The 18,227-nt window shown below is 54.5% G+C and carries 17 protein-coding genes; 8 read left to right on the top strand and 9 right to left on the bottom strand.

Features of this window, described 5'->3' with window-relative positions; genetic code table 11:
- The first annotated feature begins 235 nt into the window (after positions 1-235).
- Positions 236-1,393 (top strand): hypothetical protein, encoded by a 1,158-nt coding sequence (locus SH528x_RS22820; RefSeq protein ID WP_442505758.1) that lies wholly within the window; start codon positions 236-238, stop codon positions 1,391-1,393.
- Positions 1,394-1,601: 208 nt separating this feature from the next.
- On the opposite strand, the gene SH528x_RS22815 is transcribed toward SH528x_RS22820, so the two are convergent.
- Both SH528x_RS22815 and SH528x_RS22810 read right to left on the bottom strand, forming a co-directional pair.
- Positions 1,602-2,081 carry a hypothetical protein gene (locus tag SH528x_RS22815; RefSeq protein WP_442505757.1) on the bottom strand — a complete coding sequence of 160 codons (480 nt, stop codon included), beginning with the start codon at positions 2,079-2,081 and terminating at the stop codon, positions 1,602-1,604.
- A gap of 326 nt (positions 2,082-2,407) precedes the next feature.
- Positions 2,408-4,270, bottom strand: coding sequence for a protein kinase domain-containing protein (locus tag SH528x_RS22810; protein ID WP_442505756.1), 1,863 nt, complete (start codon positions 4,268-4,270; stop codon positions 2,408-2,410).
- 280 nt (positions 4,271-4,550) lie between these two features.
- On the opposite strand from SH528x_RS22810, the gene SH528x_RS22805 reads away from it, so the two are divergent.
- The 4 genes from SH528x_RS22805 to SH528x_RS22790 all read left to right on the top strand — a co-directional run bounded on the left by SH528x_RS22805 (position 4,551) and on the right by SH528x_RS22790 (position 8,179).
- Positions 4,551-5,876, top strand: coding sequence for a class I SAM-dependent methyltransferase (locus tag SH528x_RS22805; RefSeq protein ID WP_442505755.1), 1,326 nt, complete (start codon positions 4,551-4,553; stop codon positions 5,874-5,876).
- A gap of 75 nt (positions 5,877-5,951) precedes the next feature.
- Positions 5,952-6,560 carry a lysophospholipid acyltransferase family protein gene (locus tag SH528x_RS22800; protein ID WP_442505754.1) on the top strand — a complete coding sequence of 203 codons (609 nt, stop codon included), beginning with the start codon at positions 5,952-5,954 and terminating at the stop codon, positions 6,558-6,560.
- 129 nt (positions 6,561-6,689) lie between these two features.
- On the top strand, positions 6,690-7,208 hold the full coding sequence (locus tag SH528x_RS22795; protein ID WP_442505753.1) for a hypothetical protein: 519 nt from the start codon (positions 6,690-6,692) through the stop codon (positions 7,206-7,208).
- Between the two features lie 32 nt (positions 7,209-7,240).
- Positions 7,241-8,179: a DUF1559 family PulG-like putative transporter gene (locus tag SH528x_RS22790; protein WP_442505752.1), complete on the top strand. Its 939-nt coding sequence runs from the start codon at positions 7,241-7,243 to the stop codon at positions 8,177-8,179.
- A gap of 167 nt (positions 8,180-8,346) precedes the next feature.
- On the opposite strand, the gene SH528x_RS22785 is transcribed toward SH528x_RS22790, so the two are convergent.
- The 3 genes from SH528x_RS22785 to rimO form a co-directional block, all read right to left on the bottom strand.
- Entirely contained in the window at positions 8,347-9,273 is a 927-nt protein-coding gene (locus SH528x_RS22785; RefSeq protein ID WP_442505751.1) for a CPBP family intramembrane glutamic endopeptidase, read from the bottom strand.
- A gap of 12 nt (positions 9,274-9,285) precedes the next feature.
- Positions 9,286-9,885 carry a CDP-diacylglycerol--glycerol-3-phosphate 3-phosphatidyltransferase gene (pgsA, locus tag SH528x_RS22780; protein WP_442505750.1) on the bottom strand — a complete coding sequence of 200 codons (600 nt, stop codon included), beginning with the start codon at positions 9,883-9,885 and terminating at the stop codon, positions 9,286-9,288.
- 177 nt (positions 9,886-10,062) lie between these two features.
- On the bottom strand, positions 10,063-11,484 hold the full coding sequence (rimO, locus tag SH528x_RS22775; RefSeq protein ID WP_442505749.1) for a 30S ribosomal protein S12 methylthiotransferase RimO: 1,422 nt from the start codon (positions 11,482-11,484) through the stop codon (positions 10,063-10,065).
- Between the two features lie 685 nt (positions 11,485-12,169).
- On the opposite strand from rimO, the gene serB reads away from it, so the two are divergent.
- Positions 12,170-13,381 (top strand): phosphoserine phosphatase SerB, encoded by a 1,212-nt coding sequence (gene serB / locus SH528x_RS22770; protein WP_442505748.1) that lies wholly within the window; start codon positions 12,170-12,172, stop codon positions 13,379-13,381.
- Positions 13,382-13,663: 282 nt separating this feature from the next.
- Here serB and pheS read toward each other — a convergent pair whose 3' ends face one another.
- The 4 genes from pheS to pyrF all read right to left on the bottom strand — a co-directional run bounded on the left by pheS (position 13,664) and on the right by pyrF (position 16,676).
- Complete coding sequence (gene pheS / locus SH528x_RS22765; RefSeq protein WP_442505747.1) at positions 13,664-14,689, bottom strand: phenylalanine--tRNA ligase subunit alpha; 1,026 nt, start codon at positions 14,687-14,689, stop codon at positions 13,664-13,666.
- A gap of 151 nt (positions 14,690-14,840) precedes the next feature.
- Positions 14,841-15,197, bottom strand: coding sequence for a 50S ribosomal protein L20 (gene rplT, locus SH528x_RS22760; protein WP_442505746.1), 357 nt, complete (start codon positions 15,195-15,197; stop codon positions 14,841-14,843).
- A gap of 213 nt (positions 15,198-15,410) precedes the next feature.
- Positions 15,411-15,617 (bottom strand): 50S ribosomal protein L35, encoded by a 207-nt coding sequence (rpmI, locus tag SH528x_RS22755; protein WP_339946387.1) that lies wholly within the window; start codon positions 15,615-15,617, stop codon positions 15,411-15,413.
- A gap of 120 nt (positions 15,618-15,737) precedes the next feature.
- The gene (pyrF, locus tag SH528x_RS22750; protein ID WP_442512162.1) at positions 15,738-16,676 is read right to left on the bottom strand and encodes an orotidine-5'-phosphate decarboxylase; all 939 of its coding nucleotides are present in this window, start codon (positions 16,674-16,676) and stop codon (positions 15,738-15,740) included.
- Between the two features lie 222 nt (positions 16,677-16,898).
- On the opposite strand from pyrF, the gene SH528x_RS22745 reads away from it, so the two are divergent.
- Entirely contained in the window at positions 16,899-17,687 is a 789-nt protein-coding gene (locus SH528x_RS22745) for a Dabb family protein (protein WP_442505745.1), read from the top strand.
- 153 nt (positions 17,688-17,840) lie between these two features.
- Positions 17,841-18,227 (top strand): holo-ACP synthase, encoded by a 387-nt coding sequence (gene acpS, locus SH528x_RS22740; protein ID WP_442505744.1) that lies wholly within the window; start codon positions 17,841-17,843, stop codon positions 18,225-18,227.

Raw genomic sequence — 18,227 nt, 5'->3', positions numbered from 1 at the left:
GCGTCCTAAGTGACTACCAAATAACGACTTGAGGCACCGAAGATGGGATATTAAACCGTCACGACGAGGAGAATATGCGGGTGATGTCGGCTTTCCCGGTGATCGTTTGCTCAAGCGGGCCTCAATCCCTGCCGTCATGGCGTGGAATTCGTTAAGATGCGTCCCGAAACGAGGGATGAATGCTTGTTGTCCCTCATCTTGCCGTACGCCTTCCGCACCGCCGCGATCGAACCCTATGACCTCCCCTGAAATCTTTAGCCGTCTCGACGAAAAACGCTCCCAGCCAGGCGAAATGATTGAGCAGATGGTTGCCTACTTTCGCGAGAACCGACAACCAATGGAGCTGTTCGAAGCTCTCAAGATGCAGGTCCGTCATCGTTTGGGGCTGCCGGTTCTGAGCAGTGAAGCAGAAAAACCGAAGGCGGAGGAAGTCGAGCGACAACTGGAAACCGGTTTGCTAGATGCCTGCCGCGAAGCGGGCGTGATGTTGATCGAAGACGGCAAAGTCGCGGAGGGCTGGATGTATTTGCGTCCGACCGGCGATCTCGAATTGGCTCGCAAGCTGATGGCAGATATTCCCGTCACGGATGACAACTACGATGCGATGATCCAAGTGCTACTGCACGAGGGAGTGGACATTGCACGAGGCTATCAAGCGGTCATCGACCATCAAGGAACTTGCAACAGCATCACACTGTTCGAACAAGCACTGCAGCAACGAAGCAAAGACGACCGACGTGCCGCCGCCTCTTGCTTGCTGGATCACCTGTATCACGAACTTGTCGTCCTGGTGCGTGGCGATATCGCGCGACGCGAAGCTCCGGCGGACGAGTCCGAAACGCTTTTCGAGATGATCGAAAAACGAAAGTGGATCCTAAACGAAGGCGGCTATCATCTGGACACGACGCATCTTGCTTCGACCGTTCGCATCGCTGCTGTGCTGACGGAGCCGAGTCAATTGCGAAAGGCTTGGGAATTAGCACAGTACGGCCGCCGGTTGGATCACCAATTCCAGTACCCGGGCGAAGAGCCGTTCGTCGATTTTTACCCTGCCTATTCGGCCTATTACCAAGTACTGCTCGGTGAGAATGTCGAAGCGGGATTAAAGGTGTTCGAGCGAAAAGCCAAGAGCGTCGACCCAACTCAACATGGCACCGCCGCAATCGAGACCTACGTGGAGCTGTTGGATCGATTGGGACGCCAAGGCGAAGCGATCGAGGCGGCGGTAAGCTTGGTTCCCGACGCGGTCCCATCGCAACGAATCGTTCCGCTGCTACTGGAGATCGCTGGCCGCAGCGAAGACAAGTCCGTTTACGCATCGATTCTTGACTACTGCCGAAAGCACAACGATGTGATCGGCTATGCAGCCGTTTCGCACGTCGCCGCGACGTAATTCACATGGCCGCGAAGCAATTCATTGGCGTCACGGATCTGTGACGGCCTGTCGATTCAATCGAATTTCAGGTTGTAATGGTGAGCCGTGGGCCGTAAGGCACCGGGTTTCGCGTAGGCCCTGGCCGCTTACGCGTCGCGGCTCACAACATTAACAAGATCCACTACGGGGGGTGGGGCGACAGTGGTTGATTTGACGTCCCCGTGATTTACAAGTACATGCCAATGAATCCGCCATCGGATTCATTTTGTTCTTGAATGGCTTTGATTCGCTCTTCGGTTTTCCTCAGGTCGCCAGCTTCGATATAGCGGTCGAACTCGACCATCAACGCTTGCTGCACACTTTCGGCAAAGCTTGTGACCATCGGCTCGGTCAGCCATTCGCACGTTTCTCGCTTCAGCTCGACGCTGATCTCCAGTGCTTTTGTTTTGACGTCTTTTTCGCCAGTCATCACGGTGCCTTCGAAAGAAAATTCGAGCATCCCGATCAACGGATCGTTGGTCAGATGGTAACGACAAACACCACGATGCAAGTAATAAGTGTTGTGGGCGCCGTGTCGTTGCAATGCATCCTTCACTCGCAACACAAATTGCTCGTAAACCGGCGAAGCGTCCAGCGGCGCATCGATCCGTGTGACGGTGCGAAGTGGTAAACAATCAAATTCGATTTCAACCCATTTTCCAAACATTGCAATCTCCAAACTATCACTGGGGGGGACACTCGATCAAAGCGGCACGCCGCTCATTCGATTGTTCCCTAATTTCGTTTTTCTTGTATTTGTGAGCCGACGGCGGTACACGCATTTGTGAGCCGACGGCGGCAGCCGCGGGCCGATTGTTGCTCACGTTCTATCGATCGGCGGCCCGACGCTAGTGCGTTCGACTCACTCAATCTGTCATTCAGGCGATTGCGTCGCAATCACCATCACGGCTTCGGATTTAACCGCAACGATAGCCGATCCAGCCGATCTCGACAATTCAGAAGCAGCACTGCGATTCGATTCGAGAGTTTTCGTTACGGCAGATCGTGTCGATCGCAGCGGCTGAGGGTGATGAAGATCAAACGCTCGAGGAATGCCGCGTTTAGGTCGTTTTTTGAAGCAAAGTTGTCCGCTCCTGCTTCGATGCATTCACGCCCAACCTGCACATCTTCCTGGCCCGTTAAAACAACAATCGGAATGTCAGGAGCCGCCGCTCGGAATTGCTGGACCGTTTCGACACCACTACTATCGGGCAACTGCAAATCCAATAGAACAAGGTCTAGCGATTTGTGTAACCGACTTTCTTGGATCGCATGCTCAAGTGTAAATGCCTTGTGGACATTGATCGACTTGTTCATCCGTCGCAGCATTTCAACGGTCAGAAACAAATCGTCCTGATTGTCCTCAACCACCAAAACTTCGACCGCATGTTTCGCCGGCGCACTCGCATCGGACGGACGCACCGACTCGAGTGCCGCGATCACTTCGGTCATCGACTGATACCGATCCTCGGGACGGTAAGCAACGATCCGTTCAAAAATGGGCGGCAACGCAGCGGGCAAGTTCTCGGTCGGAAGCTTCTCGAGCGTCTTGTCGACCAACAAGCTGGTCAATTTCTCATTCATGGATTCCCCACGAACTCGCGAGCGCCCAGTCAACAAGTAAAACCATGTAGCGCCAAGACTATAGATATCGGATAACGCCGTGGCAGACGACAGCGAACGCGCCTGTTCGGGTGCCATAAAGTCGAGCGTTCCTGCGACCATCTCGATCCCCGTGCGGAAATCCTGGACTTTTTTCACGTCGCGATCCGCCGTCAGCACCGCCAACCCGAGATCGGTCACCTTGATCCGCTGATCCCCGTCACGCACCAAATTCCCTGGCTTCACATCGCGATGCACAAGTCCGCGTTGATGTGCATGTTCAAGCGCCCGAGCTGCCTGCAAAATCACCTCGACCGACTCTTGCCATGACAAGGGCCCGTTTAAACGAACGTAGACGCTCAGATCGGGACCGGCGAGCTGTTCCATCACGATATACAGCATCCCGTCATGCTCGCCGACTTCGTATGCGACCACGATATTGGGATGAGCTAGCTTTCCCACCAATTCCATCTCGCGACGAAACCGCTCGCTGAGGTGAATGTCGCGGAGCACTTTGACCGCCACAAAGTCGCCTCCGCTGAGAGGTGTGGCTCGATAGACTTGCCCCGCTCCACCTTCGCTGAGCAGTCCGTCGATACAGTAGTCACCAATCTCAGCTCCACGAGGCAATCCGTTGATCGACCAATCCATCTGTGAATCGTGTGCCATCGCTTCGGCAATTTCTTTTTCGACCAATGCCAACTGTGAACGCGAAAAACGCTCGCTACACCTCAGTCGCTCAAGCACGAGTCGCTCTAACAACGACTTGGAAATCACTTTGGTTTTGGAAGGATCGTCGGCGCTGGAACGTTTCGACCGTTCTTTCTTCGCGACGTCTCCATTGGACGACGGTTCGCCGACCAACTTCTCGAATTCTGCCGAGGACGATCCGATCTTCACTGCCACATTTTTATAAGGGCGGTCCGACTTGCTTGCGTGTTGCGTCTTGTGAGCATTGGAAAGATCCCAGCTGCGAAATAGAAACAGCACCACAACGCAAGCAAAGGCGAGATAAGAACGGCCTGATACGTGCGGATCGAATCCTCGCATCACCAAGGCCGCACCGATTGTCACAAACGCGATTGAATTGGCCAAGCCAAAAATGAACGTCGATCGTCTCGAGGCGATTGCTACCACAAGCACGATTGGGGCATAAAATCCAATCGGATAGATGCCCCACAGCTCAATTACCGAAAACCCAAGCCCCAGCAGCAGGATGCAAACGTCTAACGATACCGACTCTCTCGTGGTCATTTGCGACAAGGAGTCTTCACACTCCATCCGGTTTATTGGATCAATCTGAATTTAAACCAAGATACCACACCCCCCAATGGTGGTCAATCCGCCGTTAGCGGTTCGGCCCCACCTTTGGGGAAAATAGATTTGCGGCAGTTAGAACATTGGCCTTAATCCTTTTCGTATCGCCCCTCATTCAGATTGGTCTAACTCGTTTTTTCGAACCCTGCTAAAAGTCACAAAGTACAAATCGCCAACCACGCTTTCCCTGACCAAGACTCGCCCGGAGAATTCAACAATGGGACTTCCCTTTTCAGCGGAAACGCAGATCCAATCGATCAAACAAATTCTTCACGAGGTCGCCGAGCCGTTGGACATGAACGTCTCGGTGAAATTATGGAACGGCGAAGTCGTACCGCTGGGCACAAATGTCGACAGCAACCTTTGCATTTCAATCTCAGGCCCTGGGGTGATTGGAACGTTGCTGCGATGGCCCACGCTGGAAACGCTCGTCCGCTTGTATGCCACCGGACATATCGAATTCGAAGGGGGCGATCTGATCGAATTTTCAGAAGCCCTGAAGACAACACGTGCGAATCGCCAGCACTTGAAAAAAATCAGCAAAACGATGGTAGTGAAGCGTACGCTGCCCTTCATCTTTGCCAAAACCAAGATTGGTGATCTGCAACAAGGTTTCAGCGAAGATAGCATCGGTCGCAACGAAGCCAAACGCAAAAACAGCGACTACATTCAGTTTCACTACGATGTCGGAAACGAGTTTTACAAGCTGTTTCTTGGCAAAGAAATGCAATACACCTGCGGTTATTTTCGCGATTGGAACAACTCGCTGGATCAAGCTCAGCACGACAAGCTGGATATGATTTGCCGCAAACTGCGTTTGCAACCTAGTGACAAAATGTTGGACATCGGTTGCGGCTGGGGTGGCCTGATTTGCCACGCGGCCCAGCACTACGGGGCAAAGTCGCACGGCATCACACTCTCCAATGAGCAATACGAACATACCAAAGCAAAAATCGAACAACTTGGACTGACCGACCAGGTCAGTGTCGAGATCTGTGACTATGCCGACCACAACGGCATGTACGACAAGATCAGCAGCATCGGCATGTCCGAGCACATCGGAATTGCGAATTACCCGCGATACTTTGCCAAGATCAATTCGATGCTTCATGATCGCGGGGTCATGCTGAACCATGCAATCGCGCGGCGGGCGAAGCCAACGGCACGTTCGGCACGCAAAATCCGACCCGAGCGAAAATTTTTGCTCAAATACATTTTCCCTGGGTCCGAACTAACGCCAGTCGGCATGACGACGGACTTTATGGAAAACAGCGGCTTCGAGGTTCACGATGTTGAATCTTGGCGTGAACACTACGCATTGACCACCAAATTCTGGTGCCAAAACTTATCGGCAAACAAGGAAAAGGCGATCGAGCTGGTCGGTGCCGAACGCTACCGGCTATGGGTCGCCTACCTGGCAGGCGCTTCGGGCGGTTTTACCAACGGCTCGATCAAACTGTACCAAGTCGTCGGAACCAAACGGGCCACCAAGGGACTTTCGGGCATGCCGCCAACACGCGATCACCTCTACCGCGCCGCATAGGCTGGCGATTTCCGCAGCAGCTTAATACTGCTTGACCGCTGGGCGTTTACGGGTCGGGCAAGTAAACTTCTTGCCATGGCAATCACCAGTCATGTAATCGTTCTGTTAGCGAAGATGTTCAGTGGTTTCACGGTGCGGTGGGTCGACTGCCAACCGGACACCTGCCAACGCATCTATTTCGCTAACCACACCAGCCATCTCGACGCCGTCGTGTTATGGTCCGCTCTGCCGCGCGAAGTGCGAGCGGTCACACGGCCCGTGGCAGCCAAAGATTACTGGTCCGGCGGCTGGGTCAAACCCCACATGGCCAAAGCGTTCAACGCGATGCTGATCGACCGCAAAGAGATCAAGGTGCATCAGAGCCCGATCGATTCGATGATTCGCCAAATGGGTGACGTCTATTCGCTGATCGTGTTCCCGGAAGGCGGGCGATCTTCGAGCGACGACGAAATGGGCACCTTCAAAAGCGGCCTGTACTACATGGGCAAGAAGCGGCCTGACCTTGAACTTGTGCCGGTTTACATCGACAACGTCAACCGAATTCTGCCGCGCGGTGAATTCCTGCCAGTGCCGCTGTTGAGCTGCATTACGATTGGACCGCCGATCTTTCTCGAAGCGGGTGAGCCCAAAACCGAGTTTCTCAAACGGGCTCGCGAAGCCGTGCGCCGATTAAAGGATCTGTAGCGTCGGCTCGGCCCGCTTCCTGCTGGTTTGCCGAAGGTGGCCGCTACCTATACAGCGAGCCGGTGTACAATTGCGACAACGTTATCTCCGAATACTGGTCGCCGCTCCTGCCAAGTTGAGAGACTCTCCTTGTTGATTCCATCGTTGCCAAAATCGACGCCACTGCGTGTCCTCGCAACTGCCATCATTTTGATTACCGGATGTGGCCAGGCTACTTCACCACTGCGAAAAGCGGTGAGTGGGCAAATTGCGGTCGATGGCAATCCTGCGCCGAACGGATCGATCAGCTTTCTCCCCGCCCGCGGAACTTCTGGACCCGCCGCAACGTCTTTAATTGCCGACGGACAATATCGCTTCGACAAATCAAATGGGCCATATACTGGAGCGTACCAAGTCGTGATCAGCTTCGATGCACCGCCCGCGGTTGCTAGCAAACCCAGCAGCGGTTCACCTGCGGACAATGATCAGACGATCACGGAGGGACCGCTGGTCGATCCCAAACGACGATCGGATGCGAAAGCAACTTCGCCTAGAAGAAACCGCGTTCCGACTGCCCCCCAAAGTGCCAAACGTACCTGGGAGCTGGAATTTGTGGTGCCGCAAGACGACGAGAGCGTCAAGAACTTTGCGTTGTCCACGCAAGACTAAGTCAGCAGAGAACTCAACTTTACAAAACTGTTATGACTGTTTTCCGATCACGTCGAAACGCGTTTACGCTCGTCGAACTGCTGGTGGTGATCGCGATCATCGGGGTGTTAGTCGGTTTGCTATTGCCAGCGGTGCAATCGGCACGTGCGGCGGCGCGTCGGATGAGCTGTTCCAACAACTCGAAACAGTTCGCACTTTCGCTTCACAATTACCATTCCGCGTTCAATACGTTCCCTTCCGGAAGCATTGTTTCAGGACCGAACGGTTATTCGTGGGGAATGGTCTCGCAAGTGTTGCCGTTCATGGAACAGTCAGCGGGTTATGAATCGATCGATTTCACCCAAGCTCACTGCGGCGACCATATCAAAGACTTGCAAGCTCGTGGCGGCAACGATCCATCTTCAAAACCGATCGCGATGCTGATGTGCCCAAGCGACCCCAGTTCAGGCTCATCGCTGCTGAGCGGCCCGCTCGGCCCGCTGCCGCTCTCGGGCGACTGCGGCGTCTTGAGCCCGATCAATTACCTGGGCAACGCCGGCAGCTTTGATGACGACATTAACAATACCTATCAGGCATGCGGCGGCATTCCAAACGGAGTCGGATTCAATGACGGCAACGGCATGTTCTATAACGAGAGTCAAAAGCGGTTCCGCGACATCCTAGATGGTTCGAGCACCACGATTCTGTTTGGCGAGCGAACCATGCCCGATGACCTCGGTTGGGGCTGGCCGATCTGTGGCGGCAACGAATGCGAACACTACATTTCATCCAAGATGGGTTTGCTGTTGGGCAACCACAATCGCAACGAATACTACTTGCACCTGCAACACTACTGGAGCAGGCACGAGGGCGGCTGCTACCTGACGTTTGCTGACGGAAGCGTTCGCTTTGCCACCTACAGCATGAACTACAACACCTATCAAGATCTATCGACGCGAAACGGTCACGAAGTGATTGCGTCAGAGTGGTAGATAGCGTCGCCCCCTCGTTCCCTGGCTCTCGCCTGGGAACGCACTGCACCCGAGGCTCCTGCCTCATCCACTCAAGGCAGGCGCGAGTCTGCAAGGCGGTGGGTTACCAGGCAGGAGCCTGGGAACCAGAAATCGCGTAAGATCGCGGAGCAATCAACCGCGATGTTTTAAGCGGGAGTTTCTGTGAACCACAAACGCAGGATCTCGGCGCTCATCGTGAAACCATTTAACACGACGTGTACAACCAACGACGGCGTGATCCGTCCGGTTTGGCGATACAGGAAGCCAAGGCCGACGGAGAAGAAGAACAACGGAATCGCCGCAGCACCTTGATTACCGTGCATCAGTGCGAAGATTAGACTGGTGGCAAACATCGGCCACAGGCTCTTGGGCTGCCAATGTTCCACCGCATCTTTGTCTTCGGGATCCTCTTGCACATCGGTCTCGGCAGGCCGGTCGGCAAACGCCTGCAAACCGCCTTGCAACAGAACCCGAAACAGAAACTCTTCGATCCACGGTGCAACGAGCGCGGTCCCAATAAACAACACGATGAAAAACACCGGTGTCGGCGACTGTTTCATCACGTCCAGCACCGGGTGCTTGTACTCCACAAGCAGCGACGCAAAATGCGCAATCAATAGCGTTGGAGGAATCAGCATCAGCGACGCCTTCAACCCAACACCAACGTCCTGTGCTTTCCAAAGCAATCCCAATCGTTCTGCCGCATCGGATCGAATCAGCCGCAGAAAAGCGAGAGTGCCCGCAAAGGCGATCAAGCCGCCGACGGACTGGGCTGACAATCCAGCCAACAGCAAATCGGAACTGAGTGGCGTCCCCTCGGTGGTCGGACGAATCTGGCCCATCGCAACAAAAAGCTTGGCCGTCAACAACGTCAGCACCAAGCTCAATCCGAACATCAACATCGCATCGGCGACGGTCCAGAAAGGCCGCTCACGCGTCTCCGCCGGCAAGATGGCGTCAGTCCAAGGTCGCCCCGACCGCCATACACGCTGCAGCGTCTTGCCCCATAAAAGGATGCATCCAAGGACGATCATCAAGATCGTACTGGCAAACACCGCGTCAACAAATTGCATGTCGTGGTTCCGTTACGAGGCGTCCTGCTCACCACGCATGACTCGAGCGGCAGCCATCGTGTAGTCGTAACCTGAATAGACGGTCAAAGCGATCGACAACCAAATCAGAATCGTCGCCGTGGTCAAAAGCCAAGCTTCTACCGGGGTGCTCATCAAGCACAACAAGGACGCAACGATCGCCGCACACTGCAAAACCATCTTCCATTTGCCCAGCCAACTGGCTGAAAAATCGCCACCGCTGCCTTCGATGATTCCTCGCAAACTTGTCACCAGCAGCTCGCGACCGACCACCACCGTCGCCATCCAGGATGCGATTCCTGATCCCGCTTGTTCAACCAAGGCGATGAAGGATCCACAGATGATGATCTTGTCCACAAACGGATCGAAGATACGTCCCAGCTTTGTGACTTGCCCGTATTTCCGAGCCCAGTAGCCATCCATCCAATCAGTCGATGCGGCGATCAAAAACACCACCATGGCAGAGGCGAAATAGCCCATCGGAATTAGAACCACGACGGCAATCGCCAACAAGAACCGCGCAGAAGTCAACGCATTGGGAACATTGTAGATCGACGTGGATGTCGCTGGAGTCATTGCCAAATTCGTGCTCATTGATCGTGCCGTAATAAGTCCCAAGACTAACAGATCACGCCCAAATGCGAAGTGGCCCTATTTTCGAACCACGCGTCAGCTTGATGCATTGCGGGCTGGAAACCACTTAGAGGCGGTCTATTGACTCAGAGCCTGCAGCCGTGAAATCGCTGCGCGGCGATCCAAAAACCATCTCGATTATTCGCCGAGCGATGCGGCGATCAAATCGTAACCGTCCGATGCGACGATCTCGCACTTCTTGATATCACCGACTTGGATCGATTCGCTGTCGTCCGACGGGGATACGTAGACGATTCCGTCAATATCCGGTGCTTCGCTACGTGTGCGGCCGATCCAAACGCCTTCTTGCTCCGGAAGCGGCGCATCGATGATGACGTCGTCAATCGTGCCAATTCGGCTTTGCACCCATTCGAACGCGATTTTTTGCTGGACTGCCATCAACTCGCCTTGCCGACGCTCCGCCACTTCTTTTGGCACTCGGTTAGGCAGCTTGGCCGCCGGCGTGTCCTCTTCGACCGAGTAGGTAAACACGCCGAGATGTTCAAATCGTTGCTGCTCGGCGAAATCGATCAGCTCGGCAAAATCTTCGTCGGTTTCACCAGGGAATCCCGCGATCATCGTGGTTCGCATCACAAGGTTGTCGATTCGCGAACGCAATTTGCCGAGGATTTCTTCTTGCAGCGAACGAGTGGTTTTTCGAGCCATGCGGCGAAGCATCGTGTCGCTAGCGTGTTGCAGCGGCATGTCGATGTACGGCAGCACTCGCTTGGCACCCGCCAAGGTGTCGATCAGCGCGTCGTCGATGTACATCGGATAGAAATACATCAGCCGGATCCACTCGACCGAATCGATCTTGTCCAACTCGGTCAACAATTCCGTCAAACGCGGAGTGCCGTAAAGGTCTTTGCCGTAATAGGTCGTGTCTTGAGCAACGACGACGATTTCTTTGACGCCGCTGTCGCCGAGTCGCTTAGCTTCGTCAATGACTTGTTCCATCGGCTTGCTGTAGTGCTTGCCCCGCATCTTTGGGATCGCACAGAACGTACAGAGTCGGTCGCAGCCTTCGCTGATTTTCAGATAGGCAAAGTGCCGTGGCGTGACCGCACTTCGCACCCCATCGCTGAGTGGATTGATCGGGGCAGGGCGGAAAACCTTCTGCTGCTCTTCGATACCGGACTGCAAACGATCGATGACCGACACGATCTCGTTGCGGCCGAAGACGCCGATCATCGCATCAATTTCAGGTCGCGCCTCAAGCAGTTTTCCTTGCTGGCGTTCGGCCAGACAACCCGTCACGACAACGTTGCGAATTTTTCCTTGCCGCTTCAGCGCCAACATCTCGTCGATTGCCCCGAGCGACTCTTCACGCGCCGAATCGATGAACCCGCAAGTATTGACGACGACAAAGTCCGCATTCTCGACCGAGTCGACCATCGCGTAACCATCTTCGTCGAGCCGCCCCAGCATTTGCTCGGTATCGACAAGGTTCTTGGGACAACCGAGGCTGATGACCGCATAGCGGCCGCGCTTGTTCGAATCGTCGCCCATCGGACGGTTTTGCAGAGGGGAAGGCGTATCAGAAACGACAGGAAGTTGCATAGAGTGCACAAACAAATGGGCGGGGGGGAAGCTAAGCCAGCATGAATTTTCGCAGCGACAGGTGAATTAAACCCAAGAAATGGCGAATTGGCTACCGACTTTCTCGGGATTCCCGCCGTTATTTTGCCGCAGCCCCTGTGCCGATCCTCATTAGCGGGACCCTGCGTGAGGATAATCCCCCCAATGCAATGATGACTGCTAAATCGGTTAGCCGTTTCTTGAGTTAGCCGTTTGGGCGCTAGCCCCGGTTGGATGGTTGACGAAACCGTGGCTAGCGCCAAGACGGCCAACTAAATCAGCAATCTCCTTTGCGGCCGTGCAGCTTGACGGCGGAGCGAAGGTCGCTGTGGAACGCGTTTCACCTCCCCTTTGGGGAGGTCAGAGATGGCGGTAGCCAGCTCTGGGTGGGGCTCGTGGTGTTAGAGAAAGCGTGGTGTTTTAGAGAAAGCGACGGGCAAATTCAGCGTCACCAAGCCTTGTGCGTGTTTCTTCGATAAATTCGTGAATGCGGCATCCCGCTATCGCAGCCATACCGTGTCTTGGGATCACACTTCACTCGCTGTGCCCACCCTTCATCGAGGTGCCGGATCGGTCTATGCTTTCGTCTTTCTTTTCGGGCCCCCTTCTTTTCGGGCAGTGCCCGGCGAACCGCTCAAACGAAAAATGGCCGATTGGAGAGCCAACAATGGGCAACATCTTTTTACTGCGATTCACCGGCGAAGACCGTATCGGATTGACCTCCGAGCTGACCAGAACGCTGGCGGAACTCGGTGCCGAGGTGTTGGATATCAACCAAGCGGTGATCCACCGATCACTGCTGTTGGGGATGATGATCCGCGTTGGCAACGGGGTCGAAGTCGAGCGGCCTATTAACACGATGGCCGAATCGCTTGATCTGCGAGTAAAAATCCGAGCCATCGGCGACGCCGATTACGACAACTGGGTCGATCGCCAAGGAAAGCCGCGATACATCCTGACGCTGCTTGCGCGATCGATCGAAGCATCTCATATCGCCGCAGTGACGAAGATCATCACAGAAGAAGGGCTGAACATCGATGTGATCCACCGGCTGTCCGGCCGCCCTCAGCGGCTCGAAAACCCCGAAACTCTTCGCCGCGCGTGTGTCGAATTTTGGCTTCGCGGCGAGCCGCACGATAAACCGCGGATGCAGGCCCGTTACATGGACCTCAGCCGCGAATTGGCGATCGACATCGCCTGGCAAAAAGACGATGCCTACCGAAGATCGCGACGGCTGGTGGCGTTCGATATGGATTCGACGCTAATTCAAGCCGAAGTGATCGATGAATTGGCCAAAGAGGCGGGCTGTGGTGAAGAGGTCGCTGCGATTACCGAAAGTGCAATGCGAGGCGAGCTGGACTTTGACACTTCGCTTCGCCGCCGCGTCGCGACCCTAGAAGGGCTTCCCGAATCCTCGCTCCAGCGAGTCGCCGAGCGATTGCAGTTGACCGAGGGCGCCGAAGCGTTGTTGCTGAATTTGCGTGAACTCGGATACCGAACCGCGATTCTCTCGGGTGGCTTTAGCTACTTTGGAAACATGCTCCGCGATCGACTCGGTTTCAATTATGTGCACGCCAACGAACTTGAGATCATCGACGGCAAACTAACAGGCAAGGTGCTTGATCCGATTGTCAACGGACAACGCAAAGCAGAGTTGCTCGAGCAGATTGCATCAAGCGAAGGAATCAATCGACGCCAAATCATCGCGGTGGGTGACGGTGCGAACGATTTGCCGATGCTAAACCGAGCCGGATTGGGCATCGCGTTTCATGCCAAACCGATTGTCCGTCAAGAAGCAGGACACGCGGTATCCAACCTTGGCCTCGACGCCGTCCTATACTTGTTAGGCGTCCGCGATCGCGAGCGAGTGCAGGTCTAGCATCCGTCTTGCCGGTCGCTGTACATGGGGTAGCGAAAGACATCGAGTAGCGAAACTCGCGAAGAGTTTCGGGTCTTCGATAGTGGTGCGACGCAAGCCGCCCGGTGGAATTCGAACGTTTTACTCGCTGCAACCGGACGGCGCAAGCTCAAACGGATATTGGGATTCCATTCAATGATTCCTACCTAGGGTGGAAGGATCTTTAGCAAGATCCACTACGGAAGTGGATTGTATTGGATTTGCGCTAACAAACTCTAATCCAGACGACAGCCTATCGTCCGCTTAGAACTGCCTTAGGAATCGCAGGTCGCCGCTGTACAGGTCACGGATATCCGTGATCCCGTGACGACGCATGCACAGTCGCTCGACGCCGAGACCAAACGCGAATCCGCTTACCTTTTCCGGGTCGTAGCCGACCGCTTCAAAGACTGCGGGATCGACCATTCCGGCACCACCAAATTCGATCCAATTACCGTTCCACAAGAAATCGACCTCGACGCTCGGTTCGGTGAACGGAAAGAACGAAGGCCGGAAACGAATCTGAACATCTCCGCCGAGATAGTTGGTCGCAAACACGCGAAGCACGGTTTTCAGATTGGCCATCGTGACATGCTGGTCAACGTACAACCCTTCCATTTGATGGAACATCGGATAGTGCGTGGCGTCCGGTGCGTCAGGACGATAGACACGGCCTAGCGAGATCACGCGGATCGGCGGTTCGTGCTGTTCCATCACGCGAATTTGCACCGTGCTGGTTTGGCTTCGCAACAACTGCGATCCTTCGCTGCCGGCTTGCGTTGCCGAAGCAGTCGCCAGATAGAAGTTGTCCAGCGGATCGCGAGCCGGATGATCTTCGGGGATGTTCAGCGCGACGAAGTTGTGCCAAGGATCTTCGACCTCGGGCCCTTCGGCGGCCTCGAATCCCATTCGCCCCATGATCTCCATCAAGTGATTAATGGTTTGAGTAATCGGGTGGATGTGCCCGACGTTGGGCCGGATGCCTGGCAACGTCGCATCGAATGTTGGATCGATGCCAGACGCCTCGCCGCCGCCCAAACGGGATTGCGATGCCTCGAACGATTCTTGCACCTTTGACTTGAATGCGTTCAAACGCATACCGGCCGACTTGCGATCGCTCGGATCGATACCGCCCATCATTTTCTGGACGTCTTTAAGTGCTCCCTTTTTGGCACCTAAAAAACGCACTCGAGTCTCTTCGACGGCGTCGGCATCTGCGGCGGCCTCGAACGAATCGAGAGCGTCTTTTTCAAGTTGGTCGAGCGTGCTGATGAATTTATCGAGGGACATGATGCCAAGACACTAAGTCAGGTGGTGGGAAGGAGCGAGAAATCAAGGACGATGGTTTGGCAGCAAGCCACCAAAAAATAAACCCAGAGTGCGTTAAACGCGACTCTGGGTCGTATTGGTTTACCCCTAAACAGGGAAAGATACCCGAGGCTTAGGCCGCGAGAGCTTCTTTGACCTTGTCGCAGACTTCTTTGAAGCCAGCTTTGTCGTGGATCGCCATTTCCGAAAGCATCTTACGATCCAATTGGATACCAGCCTTCTTCAGACCGTAGATGAATTGGCTGTAGCGAATACCGTGCTGACGAGCCGCTGCATTGACACGAACGATCCATAGGCGGCGAAAGTCACGCTTGCGGACGCGACGATCGCGGAAGGCATACACACCAGCCCGAAGCAATGTCTCCTTGACGCTTCGAATCAGTTTACCGCGGCCGCCGCGGAAACCTTTGGCTCGTTTAAACAGACGTTTTTTAGATTGCCGACGTGCTGAACCTTTAGTGGTACGCATTGCTTTTACTTCCTAATGGTTGGATCGAATGCTCGAGAATATCGTCGTTGCGATATTGGTTGTTCGAGCTTTTCGTCGCCTTTCTGGCTTCAGGCCCCCGTCAGTTCAATGCTGAGGGTGTTTCGCCTAGTCAGATGGATACGGTTCGACTTTGGGGTGTTTTAAAAAATGGGAGTGAGGTTTTAAACGTGAAAGCGGTCAGTGCTTTCGTGCTTAGTTGCTGTAGCCGTTCAGGGCTGCGTGAATCGTTGGTTCCATTACGCTATCGAGCGATGTCGTTCCACGCAGGTTACGACGACGCTTTTTAGTGAGGCCTTTTGCCAAGTGGCTTGTGCCGGAGGAGCGATGCATTGCCTTGCCAGTCGCTGACAAGCGAAATCGCTTTTTGGTGCCCTTGTGGGTCTTGATCTTGGTACCCATGTGTGATCCGCAAGTGATAGGTAGGGTGATTTAGTAAACAAACAGTTCGATCGAACACTTCCTTAGGGTCCTGATCGAACCGCGAAGCTTACCGAATCGCGTTTATTTCCGAAAGTCCTGCTAGGAAATTCGTGTTGCCAGGACGGCATTCATCTCATCGGTGGCCGCAGAAACGGCATCTTGCCAGCGAGATTCGCCGTATTTTTGCGAAAATTCGTCGCGGCGATGGGCAAAAATCAGGTTTCGCGAGTTGTTGACGATGGCCCCCATTCCGGCGTCGTCAAATCCTGCCAGCACGTCGTTTGCCGTCCCGCCCTGGGCCCCAAAGCCTGGAATCAAGATCCAGCTGGTTGGCATCGCGGCCCGCATCTCGGCCAATTGCTCGGGATAAGTCGCTCCGACTACCGCTCCGATCGGCCCATATCCGCTCTCTCCGGTCCGCCCTTGGTTCAATTCCTGCACCAATTCGGCCACACGAGCGTAGATCGTTTGCCCGTCGGTCACGCGGTCCTGCAGCAGCCCCCCACCTGGGTTAGATGTCTTAACCAGCACAAACACGCCCGCAGCCCGCTCGTCGCAGACGTCGACAAACGGCTCGAGCGAGTCACGCCCCAAATAGGGGCTGACGGTCAGCGAATCGCTGCCCCAAGGACTAGAATCACCAGCCCCCAGATAAGCCTGGGCGTACGCCGTCGCAGTGCTGCCGATATCGTTGCGTTTGCCATCGGTGATCACCAACAATCCGGCGTCCGACGCGTAACGGATCACTTGGCCGAGCGAGACCATGCCAGCCGGGCCGAGCTGTTCAAAGAAGGCGGCTTGAGGTTTGACGCAGGCCACTTTGTCTTTGACGACATCAATGATCTCGTAGCAAAATTGCGTGTATGCGGCGGCTTTCGCATCCGCAGTCCCGTTTTTGGCAATCTGCTGGATCGAGCTTGGCAGTTGCTCCAAACGAGGATCCAGCCCGACGCAAGTGACCGATCCGGTCCGTCGCACGGCCTCGGCAAGTCGATCCGCGAACGATGTATTTTTGTTTTGGCTGATGTTTTGGGTCATCGGACACGTCTCGATCAAATAAGGGAACAGATAGGGAGAGGTTGAGGGTGCCCACATTTTCTGATTCCTGAGCCGGGATTCGTCAAGGATGGAAGCTGGCAGCCCGAAGCGTTACGATTGACATCGACGTCCTGCAACTCCGAAGCGCAGAACGTCTTGGTTGCCCCACATTGCCGGCTCTGCGTTTCGGAGTCGCAGTGCTTCGCCCCCGCATTGAGCCCCATGACAAACTTCAATCGTTTTTTATCGCTGGCAGTGTTAACCGTTTCCTGTGTTGCATTCGTTTCGGGCTGCACCGCCGACGAAACCACAACGACGGCCACCCCAACGACTTCGCCCTCTTCGGATGCATCCGAATCAACTAAGGAATCACGCGTGCTGCGACATGCCGTTTTCTTCTCGTTCAAAGAAACCTCCTCTCCAGAGGACATCGACTCTGTCGCAAAAGCGTTCGAGCAACTGCCGTCAAAAATCGATTCGATCGTCGATTTTCAATGGGGTGTGAACAACAGTCCCGAAGGACTCGACGATGGCTTCACCCATTGTTTCCTGTTGTCGTTTGCAAACGAAGAAGGTCGTGCAAAATATCTGCCCCACCCGGCTCACAAAGAATTTGGCGATACGCTACGGCCGCACATGAAGGACGTTTTCGTGATCGATTATTGGGGCTCTGATGATGACGACGTTGAAGAGGGTGACGATGATGAAACCGAATTGAAGCATGCAGTGTTCTTCAAATTTGCAGATGATGCGTCAAAGGAAGACGTTGCCAAAGTCGAGCAAGCGTTTGCGGAACTGCCCTCTAAAATCGATTCGATCACTGAATTCGAGTGGGGAATCAACAACAGTCCCGAAAAACATGACGATGGATTCACGCATTGTTTCATGGTCACGTTCGCGGACGATGCAGGACGCGAGAAGTACTTGCCTCATCCTGAACACACAGCGTTCGTGGAAGTATTGAAGCCCGTGCTGGATAAAGTCCGCGTGTTGGATTTCACCACGAAATAATTTTGATGCCGTCATTTTCTCGCGCGATGCGATGTCGCGTGCGGTAAAATCGAGCGGTGACTGCGGCAGGTATCCATCTTGGTGGCAAACCGATTCGATGCGACACAGACCGTCGCGGTTACCGCTTCTTTCATTTTTACCCAACGGACCTTCATGGCTATCCTTGGCCTCGGAACGGAAATTGTCGAATGTGTTCGCATCGCCAAGATGATCGAAGCCCACGGCGAACAATTTCTGGAACGTGTCTACTCGGCTAACGAAATCGAGTATTGTATTCAAACCGCGAACACGACTCAGCTGTTTGCGACGCGTTGGGCCGCGAAAGAAGCCGCGATGAAAGCGATGCGATGCCGTTACCAAGGAGTGCGTTGGACGGATATCGAAATCGTCGTCCACGTGGGCGAAGGGCCAACCATGTTACTCTCGGGGGCCGCGTCACAATGGGCCGAGCAACGCGGTATTGATAAAGTTCATGTTTCCCTTGGGGCTTGCCGCACCCACGCTACCGCGTACGTCATCGCAACAGACGAATTGGATTAA

Source organism: Novipirellula methanifontis (assembly GCF_052161655.1).
GTDB lineage: Bacteria > Planctomycetota > Planctomycetia > Pirellulales > Pirellulaceae > Novipirellula.
The sequence above is the reverse complement of the archived record's forward strand: the minus strand, read 5'-3'. Positions and strand labels throughout refer to the sequence as shown.